16 protein-coding genes are annotated in these 18,767 nt (G+C 66.5%); 8 read left to right on the forward strand and 8 right to left on the reverse strand.

Annotated elements, in window-relative coordinates; all coding sequences use genetic code 11:
* Positions 1–295 precede the first annotated feature (295 nt).
* From NQ204_RS04760 to NQ204_RS04770, 3 genes are read left to right on the forward strand one after another with little or no spacing between them, the layout of a single operon-like run.
* Positions 296–1,483, forward strand: a complete 1,188-nt coding sequence (locus tag NQ204_RS04760) for an MdtA/MuxA family multidrug efflux RND transporter periplasmic adaptor subunit (RefSeq protein WP_256643222.1) — start codon at positions 296–298, stop codon at positions 1,481–1,483.
* Complete coding sequence (locus NQ204_RS04765; protein ID WP_256643223.1) at positions 1,480–4,557, forward strand: multidrug efflux RND transporter permease subunit; 3,078 nt, start codon at positions 1,480–1,482, stop codon at positions 4,555–4,557. The genes NQ204_RS04760 and NQ204_RS04765 overlap by 4 nt, the downstream gene beginning before the upstream one ends.
* Positions 4,554–7,619, forward strand: a complete 3,066-nt coding sequence (locus NQ204_RS04770; protein ID WP_256643224.1) for an efflux RND transporter permease subunit — start codon at positions 4,554–4,556, stop codon at positions 7,617–7,619. The genes NQ204_RS04765 and NQ204_RS04770 overlap by 4 nt, the downstream gene beginning before the upstream one ends.
* Before the next feature lie 214 nt (positions 7,620–7,833).
* Here the strand turns inward: NQ204_RS04770 and NQ204_RS04775 are convergent, their stop codons facing one another.
* From NQ204_RS04775 to NQ204_RS04785, 3 genes are all read right to left on the reverse strand, one after another.
* On the reverse strand, positions 7,834–8,907 hold the full coding sequence (locus NQ204_RS04775) for a 3-deoxy-7-phosphoheptulonate synthase (RefSeq protein ID WP_116864133.1): 1,074 nt from the start codon (positions 8,905–8,907) through the stop codon (positions 7,834–7,836).
* Between the two features lie 257 nt (positions 8,908–9,164).
* Positions 9,165–9,425: a hypothetical protein gene (locus tag NQ204_RS04780; protein ID WP_108770152.1), complete on the reverse strand. Its 261-nt coding sequence runs from the start codon at positions 9,423–9,425 to the stop codon at positions 9,165–9,167.
* Between the two features lie 346 nt (positions 9,426–9,771).
* The gene (locus tag NQ204_RS04785) at positions 9,772–10,296 is read right to left on the reverse strand and encodes a hypothetical protein (RefSeq protein WP_256643225.1); all 525 of its coding nucleotides are present in this window, start codon (positions 10,294–10,296) and stop codon (positions 9,772–9,774) included.
* A gap of 556 nt (positions 10,297–10,852) precedes the next feature.
* Between NQ204_RS04785 and NQ204_RS04790 the strand changes: the two genes are divergently transcribed.
* From NQ204_RS04790 to NQ204_RS04805, 4 genes are all read left to right on the forward strand, one after another.
* On the forward strand, positions 10,853–11,212 hold the full coding sequence (locus NQ204_RS04790) for a hypothetical protein (RefSeq protein ID WP_116864135.1): 360 nt from the start codon (positions 10,853–10,855) through the stop codon (positions 11,210–11,212).
* Between the two features lie 321 nt (positions 11,213–11,533).
* Entirely contained in the window at positions 11,534–12,277 is a 744-nt protein-coding gene (locus NQ204_RS04795; RefSeq protein WP_243402723.1) for a hypothetical protein, read from the forward strand.
* Between the two features lie 29 nt (positions 12,278–12,306).
* Positions 12,307–12,792: a hypothetical protein gene (locus tag NQ204_RS04800; protein ID WP_256643226.1), complete on the forward strand. Its 486-nt coding sequence runs from the start codon at positions 12,307–12,309 to the stop codon at positions 12,790–12,792.
* 456 nt (positions 12,793–13,248) lie between these two features.
* Positions 13,249–13,608, forward strand: coding sequence for a hypothetical protein (locus tag NQ204_RS04805; protein ID WP_256643227.1), 360 nt, complete (start codon positions 13,249–13,251; stop codon positions 13,606–13,608).
* A 301-nt stretch (positions 13,609–13,909) separates the two neighbouring features.
* On the opposite strand, the gene NQ204_RS04810 is transcribed toward NQ204_RS04805, so the two are convergent.
* The 5 genes from NQ204_RS04810 to NQ204_RS04830 form a co-directional block, all read right to left on the reverse strand.
* Positions 13,910–14,251, reverse strand: coding sequence for a DUF6616 family protein (locus NQ204_RS04810; RefSeq protein ID WP_116864138.1), 342 nt, complete (start codon positions 14,249–14,251; stop codon positions 13,910–13,912).
* A gap of 91 nt (positions 14,252–14,342) precedes the next feature.
* Entirely contained in the window at positions 14,343–15,080 is a 738-nt protein-coding gene (locus NQ204_RS04815; protein ID WP_256643228.1) for a DNA alkylation repair protein, read from the reverse strand.
* Positions 15,077–15,577: a MarR family winged helix-turn-helix transcriptional regulator gene (locus NQ204_RS04820; RefSeq protein WP_256643229.1), complete on the reverse strand. Its 501-nt coding sequence runs from the start codon at positions 15,575–15,577 to the stop codon at positions 15,077–15,079. Before NQ204_RS04820 ends, NQ204_RS04815 begins: the two co-directional genes overlap by 4 nt.
* A 103-nt stretch (positions 15,578–15,680) precedes the next feature.
* Positions 15,681–16,970, reverse strand: coding sequence for a sensor histidine kinase (locus NQ204_RS04825; RefSeq protein WP_256643230.1), 1,290 nt, complete (start codon positions 16,968–16,970; stop codon positions 15,681–15,683).
* 47 nt (positions 16,971–17,017) lie between these two features.
* The gene (locus tag NQ204_RS04830; protein WP_116864141.1) at positions 17,018–17,725 is read right to left on the reverse strand and encodes a response regulator; all 708 of its coding nucleotides are present in this window, start codon (positions 17,723–17,725) and stop codon (positions 17,018–17,020) included.
* Between the two features lie 109 nt (positions 17,726–17,834).
* On the opposite strand from NQ204_RS04830, the gene NQ204_RS04835 reads away from it, so the two are divergent.
* On the forward strand, positions 17,835–18,746 hold the full coding sequence (locus tag NQ204_RS04835) for a pepsin/retropepsin-like aspartic protease family protein (RefSeq protein ID WP_343238440.1): 912 nt from the start codon (positions 17,835–17,837) through the stop codon (positions 18,744–18,746).
* The last annotated feature ends 21 nt before the right edge of the window (positions 18,747–18,767 follow it).

An 18,767-nucleotide genomic window follows, 5' to 3' on the forward strand; every position in this document is an offset into this window, starting at 1 on the left:
CCCCCCCCCCCCCCCCCCCCCCCCCCCCCCCCCCCCCCCCCCCCCCCCCCCCCCCCCCCCCCCCCCCACTCTACAAAGGCGGTCGAGCGCGTTCGACGCATTGCAGGGCATGACCTTGGTCATGCGGAAAAATCCCACGTGATTGGCTACCATGCGTTTCCCGTCGCCCGCGCGACGGCATCCAGCCACACCGCGTCGCGGTCCCGCCAGACACCCCCCTCCCCCGTTGCCCGCTACGCGTGATGCGCGAGCGGGCGTACATGTCCCTGCGCGTGCGCAGGGCGCAGGATGCCCCATGTCCGCTGTTGAGCCGTCCCGTAGCACCCCGCCCCGTTCCCGCCGCTGGTGGGCGATTCCCGTGGTCATCATCGTGGCCGGCCTGGTGGCCTGGTGGGCATGGCCGCGCGCCGAGGCAACCGCGGACGCAGCCCCGGGCAAGACCGTGCCGGTGCGCGTGGCCCGTGCCAGTGCCGAACCGCTGCAGCTGCGCCTGAAGGCCGTCGGCACCGTCACCCCGCTGCACAGCGTGGTGGTGCGCAGCCGCGTCGATGGTGAGCTGCTGCGCCTGCACTTCCAGGAAGGCCAGCAGGTGAAGGCCGGCGACCTGCTCGCGCAGATCGACCCGCGCCCGTATGCAGTGAAGCTGGCGCAGGCGCAGGGTACCCAGCAGCAGAATCTGGCGGAACTCGAGAACGCCGAACGCCAGCTGCAGCGCTACCGCGAACTGCAGAAGCAGAACTACGTGTCCGGGCAGGAACTGAGCGACCAGCAGAGCAAGGTACGGCAACTGCAGGGCCGCCGCATCAGCGACCAGGCGTCGGTGGACGAAGCGCGCCTGCAGCTGCAGTACACCCGCATCACCGCGCCGGTCAGCGGCCGCGTCGGCCTGCGCCGCCTCGATGTCGGCAACCTGGTGCACGCCAGCGATACCGAAGGCCTGGTGACGTTGGCGCAGACCGCGCCGATCAGCGTGCTGTTCACCGTGCCCGAACCGGAACTGCCGGCCCTGCTGGATGCCGTGCAGGCCCAGGCCGGCCTGCCGGTGGAAGCCTGGGACCGCGGTGAAAGCAGGGCGCTGGCGCAGGGCACGCTGTCCAGCGTCGACAACCGCATCGACACCGCCACCGGCACGCTGAAGCTGCGCGCGCAGTTCGACAACGCCGGCCTGGCCCTGTTCCCCAACCAGTTCGTCAACGTGCGCCTGCAGCTGGGCGAACAGCCAGCGCTGCTGATTCCCGATGCCGCCGTGCAGTTCGGCAGCCAGGGCAACTACGTGCACATCGTCGACAAGGACAACAAGGCGCAGCGCCGCACCGTGGTGCTGGGCCCGGCCGATGAGGGCCGCGTGGCCGTACGCTCCGGCCTCCAGGCCGGTGACCAGGTAGTGATCGAAGGCATCGATGGCCTGGAAGATGGCACCGCCGTGGAGATCGTGGCCGAACAGCCCGCTGCTGCAGCGAAGGCGGCCAAGGCCGGCGCATGAACCTGTCGCGCCCGTTCATCCTGCGCCCGGTCGCAACGACCCTGCTGATGGTGGCGCTGCTGCTGTCGGGCGTGCTGGCCTACCGCCTGCTGCCGGTAGCGGCGCTGCCGCAGGTCGATTACCCGATCATCCAGATCACCACGCTGTACCCGGGCGCCAGCCCGGAACTGACCACGCGCACCATCACCGCGCCGCTGGAACGCCAGCTCGGGCAGATTCCCGGCCTGAAGCAGCTGTCGTCCACCAGTTCCGGCGGTGCCTCGGTCATCACCCTGCAGTTCGGCCTGGACGTGTCGCTGGGTGTGGCCGAGCAGGACGTGCAGGCGGCCATCAACGCAGCCGGCAGCTTCCTGCCCGGCGATCTGCCGGTGCCGCCGGTGTATCGCAAGGTCAACCCGGCCGATACGCCCATCCTCACCCTGGCGGTGACCTCGCAGGCGCTGGCACTGCCGCAGGTGCACGACCTGGTGGATACGCGCATCGCCCAGCGCCTGGCGCAGCTGCCCGGCGTCGGTCTGGTCAGCCTGGCCGGTGGCCAGCGGCCGGCCGTGCGCATCCAGGTGAACCCGGCTGCGCTGGCCGCCAACGGCCTGGGCATGGACCACATCCGTACCGCGATCGCGGCAGCCAACGTCAACCTGCCCAAGGGCAGTTTCGACGGCCCGATCCGCGCGGTGATGCTCGATGCCAACGACCAGATGCGCAGCGTCGATGAGTACCGTGCCCTGGTGCTGGCCTGGCGCGAAGGCGCGCCGCTGCGCCTGGGCGACGTGGCGACCGTCACCGATGGCGCCGAGAACCGCCAGCTGGCCGCCTGGAGCGGCCCCACGCCGGCGGTGCTGGTGAACATCCAGCGCCAGCCCGGCGCGAACGTGATCGCCGTGGTCGAACAGGTGCGGACGCTAATACCGCAGCTGCAGGCCACGCTGCCAGCCGGCGTGCAGATGAACGTGCTGAGCGACCGCACCGAATCGATCCGCGCCTCCGTGCGCGGCGTGCAGAAGGAACTGGTGCTGGCCATCGGCCTGGTGGTGCTGGTCACATGGGTGTTTCTGCGCAACCTGCCGGCCACGCTCATTCCCAGCGTGGCGGTGCCGCTGTCGCTGATCGGCACGTTCGCGGTGATGCTGCTGGCCGGCTATTCGCTCAACAACCTCACGCTGATGGCGCTGACCATCGCCACCGGCTTCGTGGTGGACGATGCCATCGTGATGCTGGAGAACATCGCCCGCCACCTGGAAGACGGCGAAAGCCCGCGCGAGGCGGCGCTGAAGGGCGCGACCGAGATCGGCTTCACCCTGGTCTCGCTCACTGTTTCACTGATCGCGGTGCTGATCCCGCTGCTGTTCATGGCCGACCTGGTGGGCGCGCTGTTCCATGAGTTCGCGGTGACGCTGGCGGTGGCGATCGGCATCTCGCTGCTGGTGTCGCTCACTCTTACGCCGATGTTGTGTGCGCGGTTCCTGAAGCCGCATGCGAAGACCGCGCACGCGCCGGACGTGTTCGACCGCATCATCGCCGTCTACGACCGGCAGCTGCAGTGGGTGCTGCAGCGCCAGCCGCTGATGCTGCTGGCCACCGTCGCTACCCTGGCGCTGACCGTGGCGCTGTACTTCGCCGTGCCCAAGGGCTTCTTCCCGGTGCAGGACGCCGGCCTGGTGCAGGGCATCAGCGAAGCCCCGCAGGCGATCTCGTTCCAGGCCATGCGCGAGCGCCAGCAGGCCTTGGCGGCAGCCATCGAAGCCGACGAGGCCGTGGCCAGCGTGTCGTCCTACATCGGCGTGGACGGCAACAACGCCACGCTCAACACCGGCCGCCTGCTGATCGAACTGAAGCCGCATGGCGACCGCGACGGCGCCGCCGTGGTGATGGAACGGCTGCAGCAGCGCGTATCGAAGATTCCCGGCATCACCCTCTACCTGCAGCCGGTGCAGGAGCTGGGCATCGAAGACCGCATCAGCCGCAACCAGTACCAGTTCACCCTGACCACGCCGGAACAGCAGAGGCTGGAAACGTGGACGCCGAAGCTGCTGCAGGCGTTGCGCCAGCAGCCAGCACTGCGCGATGTGGCCAGCGACCTGCAGATGCAGGGCCGGCAGGCGCGGGTGAACATCGACCGCGATGCCGCTGCACGCCTGAACGTGAGCGTGGAAGCCGTGGCCGATGCGCTGTACGACGCCTACGGGCAGCGGCAGATTTCCACCATCTTCACCCAGGCCAGCCAGTACCGCGTGGTGCTGGAAGCCGATCCGTCGCGCCAGCCCGGGCCCGAGGCCATCAGCGGCCTGCGCGTGCGCAACAGCGACGGCCAACCCGTGCCGCTGGGCGCGGTGGCGCGGGTGGAACTGGGGCCGGCGGCCCTGCTGCGCAACCATGTGGGCCAGTTCCCGGCGGCCACGCTCTCGTTCAACCTGGCGCCGGGCGCCTCGCTGGGCGAAGCCACCGCCGCCGTGGAAGCGGCGCGTACGCAGATCGCCCTGCCCGAAAGCATCGAACTGCGCCTGCAGGGTGCGGCAGCGGCGTTCAGCAGTTCGCTGTCGTCCACGCTGTGGCTGATCCTGGCCGCGGTGGTAGTGATGTACATCGTGCTGGGCGTGCTCTACGAGAGCTTCGTGCACCCGATCACCATCCTATCCACCCTGCCCTCGGCCACGGTGGGTGCGCTGGCCGCGCTGTGGGTGAGCGGACGCAGCCTCGACCTGATCGCGGTGATCGGCATCGTGCTGCTGATCGGGCTGGTGAAGAAGAACGCGATCATGATGATCGACTTCGCGCTGGACGCGCAGCGCACGCGCGGCATGGCCCCGCGCGAGGCGATCCAGCAGGCGGCGCTGCTGCGCTTCCGTCCGATCCTGATGACCACGCTGGCCGCGTTGTTCGGCGCGGTGCCGTTGATGCTGGCCAGTGGCTCGGGCGCGGAACTGCGGCAGCCGCTGGGCTGGGTGATGGTCGGTGGCCTGCTGGTCAGCCAGGTGCTGACCCTGTTCACCACGCCGGTGATCTACCTGGCCTTCGACCGCCTGCAGCGCCGGCGCTCGGCCACCATCGCCACGCCTGAAGAGGCGCGCGCATGAGCCCCATCGCACGCCTGGCCCAGGCCTGCGTGCAGCGACCGGTAGCGACGACCCTGCTGGCGGTGGCGCTGGTGCTGGCCGGCCTGCTGGCGCTGCGCCTGCTGCCTGTGGCACCGCTGCCACAGGTGGATTACCCGGCCATCGAAGTGAGCGCCAGCCTGCCCGGTGCCTCGCCCGAGTCGATGGCCGCCACTGTGGCCACGCCACTGGAACGTGCCCTCGGCAGCCTGCCCGGCATCTCGCGTATCGATTCGGCCAGCACCCAGGGCCAGACCTCGGTCGAGCTGAAGTTCGTGCTCGGCCGCGATATCGACGAGGCCGCGCGCGAAGTGCAGGCGGCGATCAATCGCGCGCGCGGGCAGCTGCCCAGTGGCATGCCCGGCATGCCGCAGTACCGCAAGGTGAATCCCTCGCAGGCGCCGATCCTGGCGCTGGCACTGACCTCGGACACGCTGCCGCCGGGCCAGCTGTACGACCTGGCCTCCACCGTGCTGGCGCAGAAGCTGTCGCAGGTACCGGGCGTGGGCGAAGTGCAGGTGGGTGGCAGTGCCCTGCCGGCGGTGCGCGTATCGCTGGACCCGAATGCGCTCAACCATGCCGGCCTGGCCCTGGAAGACGTGGCCCAGGTCATCAGCCGCGCAAACGCGGTGCGCCCGTTGGGTGCGGTGGGCGATGAGCGCCAGCAATGGCAGCTGGAAGCGCCGCTGCAGCTGCGCCAGGCCGCGCAGTACCGCGAGCTGGCGCTGAAGGTGAGCGACGACCGCACCCTGCGCCTGGGCGATGTGGCGGTAGTGGCCGACGGCGTGGAAGACCGCTACGCCAGCGGTTTCCACAACGAACGCCCGGCGGTGCTGCTGATCGTCAGCCGCCAGCCCGGTGCGAACATCATCGCCACCGTCGATGCCATCCAAGCGCAGCTGCCGCAGCTGCATGCGCTGCTGCCACCCAGCGTGGACATGCGCCTGGTGATGGACCGCTCGCCTGTCATCCGCGCGACCCTGCACGAAGCCGAACTGACCCTGGTGCTGGCCATCGCCCTGGTGGTGCTGGTGGTGCTCGCCTTCCTCGGCCACTGGCGCGCGGCGCTGGTGCCCAGCGTGGCCATCCCGGTGGTGCTGTTCGGCACGCTGGCACTGGTGGCGCTGATGGGGTTCTCGCTCAACACGCTCTCGCTGATGGCGCTGATCGTGGCCGCGGTGCTGGTGGTGGACGATGCCATCGTGGTGCTGGAGAACATCGCCCGTCATCGCGAACTGGGCGCCGACCGCTGGCAGGCCGCGGTGCGGGGCGCGGCGGAAGTGGGCGCCACCCTGCTGTCGATGAACGTGGCGCTGGCCGTGGTGTTCGTCTCCATCCTGTTCCTGGATGACTTCGTCGGGCGCCTGTTCCGCGAATTCTCGCTGACCCTGGTGGCGGCGATGAGCGTGTCGGTGGTCGTTGCGCTGAGTCTGGTGCCGATGCTGTGCGCGCGCCTGTTCGTCGATGACGCGCAGCATGCCTCGCGCTGGCAGCGTGGCAGCAACGCGCTGTTCGAGCGCATACGTGCCGCCTACCTGCGCACGCTGCAGGCCTGCCTGCGCCGGCTGCGCTGGCCGTTGCTGGCCTTCGTGGCGGTCATCGCGCTCAACGCCTGGTTGTTCCAGCAGGTGCCCAAGGGCGTGGTGCCCAAGCAGGACACCGCGCAGCTGCGTGGCTTCGCCCGTGGCGACGATGGCCTCTCGTTCCAGGCCATGCAGCCGAAGATCGATGCCTACCGCAAGCTGCTGCTGTCCGACCCGGCCATCGAGGACATCATCGGCTATATCGGCGGCAGCAACGGGGTCAACAACGCCTTCATCATGATCAAGATGAAGCCGCTGGCCGAGCGCAAGGTGTCCAGCCAAGAGGTGATCGATCGCCTGCGCGCGCGCCTACCCAAGCTGCCCGGCGGCAACCTGTACCTGTGGGTCGACCAGGACATCCGCCTGGAGGGCGGCGGCAGCAGCGGCCAGTACGAGTTCCAGCTGCTGTCGGCGGACATGGCGCCGCTGCGCGAGTGGGCCCCGAAGGTCGGCGCCGCGCTGCGCGCCCTGCCCGAGCTGGTGGACGTGGAAGCACAGGGCGAGGCCGGCATGCGCCAGGTGGTGCTGGACATCGACCGCGAGGCCGCCGCGCGCCATGGCGTGGACCTGAAGACCGTGGCCAACATGCTCAACAATTCCTTCAGCCAGCGCCAGGTCGCCACCCTGTACGACAGCCTCAACCAGTACCGCGTGGTGATGGAGCTGGACCCGAAGCACACCCAGGACCCAGGCACGCTGGCGCGCCTGCAGGTGATCGATGGCAGCGGCCAGCGCATTCCGCTGTCGACCATCGCCAGCTGGCGCTATGGCATGGCGCCGGACCGCATCTACCACAGCGAACAGTTCGCCTCGATCTGGATCGAATTCGCACTGGCGCCGGGTGTCGGCCTGGAACAGGCCACGCAGGCGATCGACACTGCGATGGCGAAACTGATGCTGCCACGCACGGTGCAGGCCAAGCTGTCCGGTGAAGCCGGTGGCCTGGACAGCCTGCGTGCGCGACAGCTGTGGCTGGTGCTGGGCGCGACGCTGGCGGTCTACCTGGTGCTGGGCATCCTCTACGAGAGCTTCCTGCAGCCGCTGGTGATCCTGTCCACCCTGCCCTCAGCCGGCATCGGCGCGCTGCTGGCGCTATGGGTGTTCGGCAACGAACTGAACCTGATCGCGCTGCTTGGGTTGTTCCTGCTGGTGGGCGTGGTGATGAAGAACACCATCCTGCTGGTGGACTTCGCCCTGGCCGGCGAGCGGCGAGGCGTGAGCGCGCACGACGCGGTGATGGAGGCGGCACGGCTTCGCCTGCGGCCGATCCTGATGACCTCGCTGGCGGCGCTGCTGGGCACGCTGCCGCTGGTGCTGGCCAACGGCGAGGGCTGGGAGCTGCGGCAGCCGCTGGGCATCGCGATTGTGGGCGGGTTGCTGGTCAGCCAGTGGCTGACGCTGTACACGACGCCGGCGATGTATCTGGCGCTGGCGAGGATTCGCGCGAAAAGATCCATGTAGAGTCGAGCCATGCTCGACTGCTTTTTGCATAAGTCGAGCATGGCTCGACTCTACAAAAACCGGTACCACCACCCCGGCGATGTACCTGGCGCTGTCGCACTTACGCAGCGCCAGGCGCATCGCCGGTGCGGACGGGTCGGCCTCCAACTCCGACCGACCCTGATCGCGGCCGCACCCCCGCAGGCGCTGGCCGCCATCCACACACATGCCGCAATCAAGCGGCTTCGGACACCTTTACTTCACGGCGGGCACGCACGGCAGCGGCCAAGCGCTCCAGCACGTCCACGGTGGTGTCCCAATCAATGCAGCCATCGGTGATGCTCTGGCCGTAAACCAGCGGCTGGCCTTCCACCAGTTCCTGGCGGCCACCGACCAGATGGCTTTCCACCATCACGCCGACGATGCGCTGTTCGCCGTCTTCCAGCTGGATGGCGATGTCCTCGATCACTTTCGGCTGGTTTTCGGGGTTCTTGAGGCTGTTGGCATGGCTGGCATCGATCATCAGGCGCGTCGGCAGCTTGGCCTTGGCCAGTGCCTGGCAGGCCTCGCCGACGCTGGCCGCGTCGTAGTTCGGCTGCTTGCCGCCACGCAGGATCACATGGCAATCCGGGTTGCCGGTGGTCGACACGATGGCGGTGCCACCCTGCTTGGTGACCGACAGGAAGTGATGCGGGTTGGACGCTGCGCCCACTGCATCGGCCGCGATCTTGACGTTGCCATCGGTACCGTTCTTGAAGCCGACCGGGCAGGAAAGGCCCGAGGCCAGTTCGCGGTGCACCTGGCTTTCGGTGGTGCGCGCGCCAATGGCGCCCCAGGCGACCAGATCGGCGATGTACTGCGGCGAGATCACATCGAGGAACTCGACGCCGGCCGGCAGGCCCAGCTTGTTGATGTCACGCAGCAGGCCGCGGGCAATGCGCAGGCCCTTGTCGATCTTGAAGCTGCCATCCAGGTCCGGATCGTTGATCAGGCCCTTCCAGCCCACCGTGGTGCGCGGCTTTTCGAAGTACACGCGCATGACGATCTCCAGTTCGCCGGCCAGCGCATCGCGCAGGGGCTTCAGGCGCTGGGCGTACTCGATGGCGGCGTGCGGGTCGTGGATCGAGCACGGGCCCACCACCACGGCCAGGCGGTCGTCACGGCCATGCAGGATCTCGTGCAGGGCCGCGCGCGAGGCGCTGACGGTGTCGGAAGCTTCATCGTCGCAGGGCAGCATCGCCAGCAGCTGGGCGGGCGGTGTCAGCGGTTCGATGGTACGGATACGAAGGTCGTCGGTGTGGGGGGGCATTGCGGGGGTTCTCCGGAACGTTGGGGGTCCCCAGCGTGGCGACATGAAAAAAGCCGCCAGGTTCGCTGGCGGCTTTCGGGAATGCGTCTGAAGGTTTCTTCAGGGTGAGCGCAGTCCTTCCTCCGCCGTGGGCTTCGGAAAGTAATACCAATAAAAGTTGGCGTGGACGGCGTTCATGGGATGTATTGATAGCACAGCTTCTGCGCAGTGCAAAATGTTTCATCGGCAACTGCGGGAGCGGTTCAGGCAGGGGTGCCTCAGCGCTTGCCGTGTACTTCCACATCCAGCAGCAGTCCTTCGTGGATGTCCACCCAGCGCTCCACCACGCGGTCCAGTTCCTTCTGCGCCTCGTCCAGCTGCTCGGGGTTGAGCAGGGAGCGGGCGGTGTAGAGATCGGAGACGAGCTGCCGCAGGGTGGACTCCAGGATGGCGACCGACGGCCCCTCCAGACCTGGCAGCTGCAGCGCCGGGCTGTCGCCAAGGGTTCCGTACAGCGTGACCTGGAGCTTGCTCTGCATGATCGACTTCCCTGCGGGTGGACATGGGCAGGGATCATGTTTACCGCGTCTTGGTGACAGGCGCATGTGCCGTGGCGCGCCCAGCCTCATTCGGCAGTGGCCAGTGTGAACGCTGTTCGTTGGCAGCCGTGCACGGAAACGAAGGTGACGCTTTTCCCCATCATCTGATAGGTTCGTTGCGGCTCCCCTGAGGGGCCGGTATAGTGAGCGCCGACTACGCAGACAGCAGAAAATTCGTCGGCGGAGCTGCGAAGTCCCGCAGGGGGCATATGAAGGGAAATTGTTGGCGCCGGGGCTGTTCGCTTGAGTGCGGAAGCCTGCCAATGAGGCCGTCCTTCCTACGTAGTCACTTCAACATCTTTCGTTTCTTGGCCTCGGTCACGTGATAGCACGTCACCGGGGCCAAGTACCTTCTGGATCCAGAAACACGGATTTCCAGTACAGCCGTCGCGTAGTACGGCGTACCCCCGATGTAAAGCTTCTGGTGCGTGTTGAGCATGACGGACTGCTGCTCGCTTCTCCGTGGTGCAGCGTCGGAACCGCCGGGCGGATTGCATCTGATGAGGCTGCGCGGGCTGTACGCTTTGGCCAGAAGCTCTTCGATCTCGGAACACATCAGGCCATCTTTCTGCTTACGGGCATCCAGAACGTGCCGTATTTCACCGGGACCGAGCATGACCGCGTAGCAGTTCAACCGTAACCAGCCGTTCTCGTCACAGACCCGATCAAAGTCATCGCATTGCTTTGGCGTGAGCAGGTACGCAAATGCAGGAGCACGCCAATCCTCCGCACCAGCGATGGACTGCCTATCAACGAATCGAACGAGCTCGCGAATGCGATCTGCGAGCGCATATTCCTGGATGACCGACATGACGCTCGCCCTCCATGCGAGCTTTGAAATCCCGCCACGTGGCAAGCCAGAAATTGTCCTGAAGAACATGGCTTCAGTCGCCGGGAGAAAGCGTCACTGAAGAGGACGCGTCACTTTTCCCCATATGGATAATGTCGTGATCGAACCCGCTTTCGACTCGCTACGTGATACGCCAATGACTTCGTGGCTTCGAAGTTCAACCGTGGAGCAATGCGCTTGAAACAGCGGATTCCATGGCCTGCAGCATGTGCAATACTGCGCCGCGGTTTCATGGCTGTCGCGGATGCCCTTGGTGCTGCGCGCAGGCATGTGCACTAGATGGATTGCCACCGAAAAAGGGTGGCCGGGTCGGCAAAGCCCGTGGAGATGCTGTTTACGTTTGCCGGCCTGCGTCGCTTCGTGCGGCGCCGGCTGGCAATCCGTCCGCGTTCCATGGCGGGCGGTGCGTGGGGGCGCTTGCGCCCGCCGGTATCAGCATCTCCCGGTCTTTGCCGCCACGTACCGTCCGCCACCTATTCCGGTGGCGCTGCCGTCCTCTCTGTACGGAGCACACGCCATGAACGCAAAGCACGTCCCCTTCCCTGGTAGCGGCCACAACGACCCGGCCAACACCGAAGACGCTGCCCCTGATCCCCACGGTTTCATCGCCAACCTGCAGCGTATCGGCGCAGGCTGCGGCAGCGATGGCCTTCCCTGGCCCGAACCGAACCTGCCGATCGGCCGACGCATCCAGTTGTCCGATGGCGATTGCGCGCTTGCCGGGCTGCGTATCGTGCATGAGATGCTGCTGGCCGCCGAGCGCAGCCGCCAGATTGGCGGGCCGGAACATGATGTTGGTCCACGCGTGATGGAAGGCCTGATGATGGCCTGCCTGGAACTGGGCACGCATGCGGCCGAGCGGGTGCGGCCGCAGTAGAGCTACAGCGCCACTCGATTCGATATCTGCCTGCCAGCCGTGCAGTGATCTGCACGGCTGGTGACTACGCCATGGCTCGAGTTCTTCTAGGCGCTGGCCTCCAGACATTCCGACCTATGCTGTTGACGTATTCCACCAAAGACCAAACGTCCAGAGACCTGTAGCCCCAACTGATCGACGCACAGAATCGCAGTTCAGCTTGGGTGGAATGCGGGTCAGCCTGCGTCAGATATTCCTTACTACACAACGAGCTTGACGATGGCCGGATCATGCATCAGTTTCTGTCGCCACGAGCGGTTACTAGGACTTCGGGAACAGGTAGTGAATAAAACCCATCGTTTCACGCGTTCAAGCAGCAGTGGCCACCTGCTGGTGCTGGCCTGCGTGCTTATGGCCTCTTTGGCGGGCTGCGCAGTAGATGGACCAAGCGTGGGGGCCGTCCAAAACAACAAAAGCACCCCCATGATTCCGGTTGACGAAGTACGTGGGCAGAAGGGCGAGAAGAATCAGCCTGCCGCAGCTGGAAGTGTTTCCTTGCCACGCGCAACACGGCAAGGCATGGGCTTCGACGATGACCCATGGGGAGCCACGAACGTACAGGAGCAGCACTGGTTGGATCGGCATGGATACCCGAACAAGGAACAGCATGAGACGTTCACCGGCGCCTCCGACGGCATCCTTTGGAGTGCGGCCAATGCTGGGGACATCGTTGCCCAAGTCATGTTGGACACGCGGGCGCTGCCGGAGCGCGAAGCCCTGGATCGACTGTTGATCAAAGGCGCCGAGGGCAATCTTTATGCGCTGCAGTCTGCCGCGTCGTTCTTTGCGGGAAGCACGCAAGGTGATGTGGTCACCGGCTACGCAATTGCACGGGTCGCCGAGATGAGAGGAGATACATCACTGGCACTGGCCAGAGAAATGATGTTCAGAGCCCCATTGACCGTCGAACAGCGAATGCGTGGTGAAGCGGAAGCGCTGAAGCTCAGCAGAACGCTGGATGCCATATATCGGGAAAAAACCGGAGGCGAGTTCATCCCCGATCCTCGACCGCTACCGTCTGAGTAGTTGTTCGTTTCACACGCAAGGAGCAAAAGTTGAAACCGTCTGTAAAGCTGTGCCTGATTTCTGCTGGATGTTGCGCCGGTATTGCAATCGCCTGTTCAGAGCTACCCATCCCACCCCTTCCTCCCTTGAAAGTCGATATCAAGGACATCTCAAAGGAGCGCGCCGCAGGCGCCAGCGATCCTTTTGCCTCGGCCTTCAACAAGAAGCTGGATGAAGCTGCGGAGAAGGTTGTTGGCACCGCTGTTTGGCGCAACAACTACTTCAAAGGAAATGTGAGTTACACCACAAGGATCATGATGATGACCGGGCGCGCCATGATTCACGTTGAGAAGCCCTGCGGCCAGCGTGCACAGGACTCATCGAATGATGGAAGCACTGCTGCGCAACCTGGGGCTGGTGGTGGTGGTGGTGGTGGTGGCGGCGGCGGCATCGGAGGCTGGCTTCCCGGAGGGGGAGGTTGTTACGGCAATTGCCAACCCCCTTATGGAGAAGTTGGACCGATCGAGCAGGCTTGACAGCCCAATGAGCGAAACCAATGAACGGAGCTTGCCGCGAATTCTGGATTACAGCGAAGCGTAGCGACTGACGCGCTCGCCATTTATCGCAAGCAAAGTTCAATTGCAGGAAGCTAGGCGCAAACGCCCGGCGTTTCCCTCTCAACGCGTGTGCGATATAGCGCCGTGCGCTATGAATGCCGCGGACGCACTCGACGTTCTTCGCAGACATCTACTCTAGATAGATTGCCACCGAAAAAGGGCGGCCGGGTCTGGAAGCCCCTGCGACAGAAGAAACGTTTGCCAGCCGGCGCCGCGTGTTGCGGCGCCGGCTGCCATATCGTCCGCGTTCCGTGGCGGGCGGCGCGTGGGGACCCAAGGGTCCACCGGTTTACTTCTGTTTCCCGGCTTCCAGACACGTACCGTCCGCCACCTATTCCGGTGGTGCTGCCGTCTTCGCTGGACGGAGCACACACCGTGAACGCAAAGCACCTCCCCTTTCCCGGTAGCGGCCACAACGATCCGGCCAATTCCGAAGACGCTGCCCCTGATCCCCACGGTTTCATCGCCAACCTGCAGCGCATCGGCGCGGGCTGCGGCAGCGATGGCCTTCCCTGGCCTGAGCCGAACCTGCCGATCGGCCGACGCATCCAGTTGGCCGATGGCGACTGCGCCTTGGCCGGGCTGCGCATCGTGCATGAGGTGATGCTGGCCGCCGAGCGCAGCCGCCAGCATGGCGGCCCAGAGCATGATGTCGGCCCGCGCGTGGTGGAAGGGCTGATGATGGCCTGCCTGGAACTGGGTACGCATACCGCGGAGCGGGTGCGACCGCGGTAGTCAGGCATTGGCGGAATACTGAGGAGCCGCCGGGCATGGCCCGGCGCTACCGGATGGCGTGGGGGGGGGCATCCACGCATGGCGTGGATCTGCTGCGATGCGTGGCCGGAACGGCGGCCCGGAACATGATGTTGGACCGCTCGTGATGGAGGGCCTGATGATGGCCTGCCTGGAACTAGGTACGCATGCGGCAGAGCGGGTACGGCCGCGGTAACCAGGCCTTGGCGGAGACTGGGGAGCCGCCGGGCATGGCCCGGCGCTACCGGATGGCGTGGGGGGTTCATCCACGCATGGCGTGGATCTACTCGTGGGTTGCCAGATCGTGCAGGTGCTGCGGCATGGCATCCACGGCACCTACCGTATTGGTGGTGGTGAAGTACTCATGCCAGCCTGTGGCGCTGATGCCGGCGACCAGTGCATCGGCGTCGGCGCGGCTGGCGCACTGCCAGACGGCGTAGAACTGTTCGGCGCTGCCATGCGGCACATCACGGGCGATGCGGCCCATGGCCAGCGGCGTGATGCGCGCCGCGTCGAACTGCTGCATGCCAGCGCCAATGCGGGCAAAGAAGGCGTTGCGTTGCTCCGGCGAGAGTGGGGCCCAGGCGGGAGTGGCGGTGTAGTGCTCGATGAGGATGTGGGGCATTGGGGCCTTCCTTGGGGTGGTGGGGTTGGAGCGTCCGCCGGGCATGGCCCGGCGCTACCGGCGTGGTGGCGTTGCCGGTGGGTGGCCGGCGTTACCGGAGGGAGCGTTGGGCGCGCTTGCGGATGTATGCGTTTGCTGCGCTGCTGTGTTCGCGTTGCCAGCGCGCGCAAAGGTCGCGCACCCACTTCGGTTGCATCTTGCTGGCATCGTTGAGCCAGTTGCCCACCGAGTCCTGCACGTAGCGTTCGGGGTCGTTGGCCAGGGCGTCCAGCAGCGGCAGTGCGTGCTGCGGCTGTTGATTGAAGAGTGAAATGTGCGTGGCCCATACGCCGCGCGGGCGCAGTGCTTCGCAGGCAAAGCGACGGAGGTAGGGCGAGGCAGCGCTTGTCCACGGCAGCAGCAGCGTCAGCGCCTGCAGCGGCGCGGCCACGAGGTCGGCGCGTAGGGCCAGCCAGGCCCATTCGCGCACGCCGAAATGTTGGTCGTCAGCCAGGGGCTGTATCGCCTGCAGCTTTTCGCTGAGCCCCAACGTGGCATCACTGCCGATGAGGTAACAGGCCCAACCTCGCACGGTGTCCGAGGGGTGCGACTGCCAGTGAATGACAGCCCCCTGCCCCGCTTCCCGCAGCAGTGCTGCCGCCAGCGCCATGCGCTGGGTGATGCCCTTGCTGGCGGCATCGCGCATGCGCTGTACGGCGGAATCTGGCAGCTCCACCACCGTCTGCAGCAACGTTGCGAAGTCCACCACAAGGCACTCGGCCAGATGCGTGCTGGCGGCTAGGCCGGTGTCGAGTTCGTGCTTCCGCGCCGCACTGATGGCCTGACTCACGGCGTCGCGTCCCGCCCGGTGTCGGTGTGCTGCCAGACCTTGGCCAGGAGCTTCGAGAGCTGCGCCTGTTCACTGGTATCCAAGCTATTGAAGAGTCCACCGATCCACTGCGTGTGCTGGTTGAACAGTTCCTCGGCCAGGCGTCTGCCGCGGGGGGTCAGCACGACCTGCAGACGGCGGCCGTCGTCGGCATCGTGCCTGCGTTGCAGCAGGCCTTCGCGCTGCAGTCCATCCAGCAGGCCACTGATGGTGGCGCGGGTGACGCCTGCGCGTTCGGCCAGCTCGTGCGGGGGCAGCGTGCCGCCAGCGCCATGCAGCAGGAACAGCACGATGAAGCGGCCTTCACTGAGGCCATGCGGTGCGAGGCGTGTGGCGCAGTCGCGGTCGATGGCGGTGGAGAGGGAAAGCAGCTGGAAACACAGGCGGAGCTGCGCCAGGTTGGCGTGGCCGCGACGGGCAGCTTCGTTGATGAGGGCGGTGTGTTTTGCTTCCAGCACTTCGATCACAATTATGATTAGGCGCCTAAGCATATTCAGGAGCGAATGGATATTGCAAGCGGAGAGGGAAGATTCATCCACGCATGGCGTGGATCTACCGACCTCAGTGCAGCTGCAGGCGGGCGATCAAGCCGCCACCTTCCCGCTGCAGCAGCTGCAGTTGGCCACCGTGGCTGCGGGCGGCATTGGCGGCCACGGCGAGGCCGAGACCGGTGCCGCCGGTTGTGCGGCTGCGCGAGGTTTCGCTGCGCTGGAAAGGCTGCAGGAGGCGCTCCCGATCTTCGGCGGGGATGCCGGGGCCACGGTCCATGATGTCCACCTGCAGCAGCGCGTCCAGCTGCGCAGCACGTAGTTCCACCGCTCCCGCATAGCGGCCGGCGTTGTCGATCAGGTTGTCCAGCGCGCGACGCAGCAGCAGAGCATCGGCCTGCCAAGGCAGGGTGACGGGTAGTTCAGCAGCAACCTCAATGCCGCGCAGGCGCGCGGCCTGCGCGCAGTCTTGCAGCAGAGGGACCAGGTCTATCGTCTGCAGCTGCGGAGGCTGCAGTTCGCCACGGGCGTAATCCAGCACCTGCTCGATCATGGCGTTCATGCGCTCGATATCAGCCACCATGCGCGCGGCCTGCGCGGGAGGCGCAAACTCGGCGCGCAGGCGCAGGCCGGTGAGCGGCGTACGCAGGTCGTGTGCGACCGCCGCCAGCATGCGCGTCATCTGCTGCGCCTGCTCGCGCAGGCGGGTGCGGCCTGCATCCAGGGCCACGGCAAGCATCTGCACTTCGCGTGGGCCGTCGTCGGGCAGCGGCGTCGGTGCGTGCAGATCGAGATGGGCGCTGGCATCAGCCAGGCGCCGCAGCGGGCGACCAAGTCGCGCAGCTGCCCAAGCGGCCAAGGGCGCCAGCAGCACCATGCCGCCCAGCAAGGCCAGCAGCACCTGCCTTCGCCAGGCCGCCAGATCGCTGTAGGCACTGCTGACCACGCGCCAGCGCCCATCGGCCTGCCGCACGGCCAGCTCGAATGGGGGCCACGGCAGGCTGGCCAGCACCTGCTGCGCGGCGTCCAGTGCTGCCGTATCGCCGCCACTGCCCTGCTCCGCACCCGCGGCGATGACATGAATGTCCGGCGGCTTGCTGTTGCCCGGCCACACCAGCCGAACGTGCTGCGCATGCCGCTGCAATCCTTCCGCGGCTACGTACAGCAAGTGCGCATGGCCGGTTCCTTCAGGAGCCCGGGCACGCACGTCCACACGCAGCCCCACGCTGTCAGCCGGGCGCTCTCCGCGCAGCACCTGCATGGCCTGGTCCAGCCGCATCTGCGGTGCCGCCGGGCGCGGCAGCCAGCCCACCACGGCCATGCTGACCGCCGTGGCCAGCAGCAGGCTGCTGACGGCCAGCATCGCGATCCAACGGGCGGTGCTCCAACGTCGCGTGCCCCAGCGCGCGCTCACAGGCGTTGCACCGCTGCGCCGAAGCGATAGCCCTCACCCCGCAGGGTCTGCACCAGGCCATCACCGCCGCTGGCGGCGTGGGCGAGCTTGCGGCGCAGGCGGCTGATGGCCAGGTCCACGGCACGGTCCACGCTGTCACTGTCGTCGCCGCGAGTGAGCTGCATCAACCGTTCGCGGTCCAATACGCGGCCGGGACGCTCGGCCAGCGCCTGCAGCAATGCGAACTCACCGCGACTGAGCGCCACTTCGCTGCCGTCTGGGGCCAGCAGCCGACGCTGCTCGGGCAGCAGGCGCCAGCCATCGAACCGTAGTTCAAACGACGTCCGTGCGCGCAGCTTGTCCTGCCGGCGCAGCAGCGCACGTACGCGGGCCAGCAGCTCGCGCGGGTCGAAGGGTTTGGACAGGTAGTCATCGGCGCCCATTTCCAGCCCGATGACGCGGTCCGGTGCGCTGCCCATGGCCGACAGCATCAGGATGGGAATGGCGCGCGACTGCAGGCGGCGACACACCGACAGGCCATCTTCGCCGGGCATCATCCAATCCAGGATGATGGCATCGGGGCGCTCTACCTGCAGCAGCACATCCAGGCTGGCTGCATCCGCTGCCACGCGTACGCGGTAGCCGTGCAGCAGCAGGTGGTCGGCAATGGCATCGCGGATGCTGGCATCGTCATCCACGACGATGAGGGTGGCGGTAGCATTCATGCGACAAGTATGACGGCGCTGTGTATCGGCCTGGTATCAAGACGGACACACCGGTACGACGCACGTGGTGCGGAATGACCGCTCTTTCCCGAGGAGTTCCCCGATGCGCATGGCCCTGCTGCCCCTGTTGATCGCTTCGTTGCCGCCTGCGGCTGAACCGGCCGCCCTGCACAGCCTGCCGATGACGATGCAGGCAAGCCACCCGACCGTGCGCGGTACGCTGGATGGACACCACGAGTTGCTGAATCTGGTGGTGGACAGTGCCGCCAGCGCAACCTTGCTGGATACGGCCGTGGTGCAGCGCTTCCAGCTGCAGGACCAGAACGCACGCAACCACGACGCGCAGGGCGCCAGCGCGGGCGGGTTGACACTGCGCAGCACGCGCAGCGTGGCGATGGCGCTGGGCAGCCTGCAACTGCAGGTGACTGCATTGCAGGCCGACCTGGCCAGCCTGTCTTCGTCGCGCGCCGCGCCGTTGCACGGCATCATCGGCCAAGACATCACTGCGCGCTTCGATACGCGCTGGGATTTCGCCAATGCACGCCTGAGGCTGTGGCCGGCGCAGACGCTGCCCACCTCGGCGGCGCACTGCCAGGGCAACGCCCTGCCCGACCGCAGCGGGGTGTTGAAGGGTTTCGGCTTTGTCACCCTGCAGCTGGGCGATGACGGCGTGGAGGCCATCGGCGTGGTCGATACCGGTTCGGCCCAGACCATCCTCAACGACGCGGCAGCGAGTGCGTTGGGCCTGCGCACCGATGGCAGCGATGTGCGTGTGCGGGCGCGCAGCAAGGGCAGCGAAGGGCTGGGTGGCAAGCCGACGCCAACGTGGCTTTACACCCTGCCCGCGCTGGCCAGTGCGGGGTGGCAGCACCCGGCGGTGGAAGTGCGCATCAGCGAATTGCCGGTGTTCCGGGCGATTGGGCTGGACCAGCAGCCGGCGGTGATCCTCGGTGCGGACGTGATGCAGGGTGGCCAAGTGGACATCAGTGCAGGGGCCGAGCGCATCTGCCTGCGGCGGTAGCCGCGCGGGATTTACGCGATC

The organism is Stenotrophomonas testudinis, assembly GCF_024499815.1.
Taxonomy (GTDB): Bacteria; Pseudomonadota; Gammaproteobacteria; order Xanthomonadales; family Xanthomonadaceae; genus Stenotrophomonas.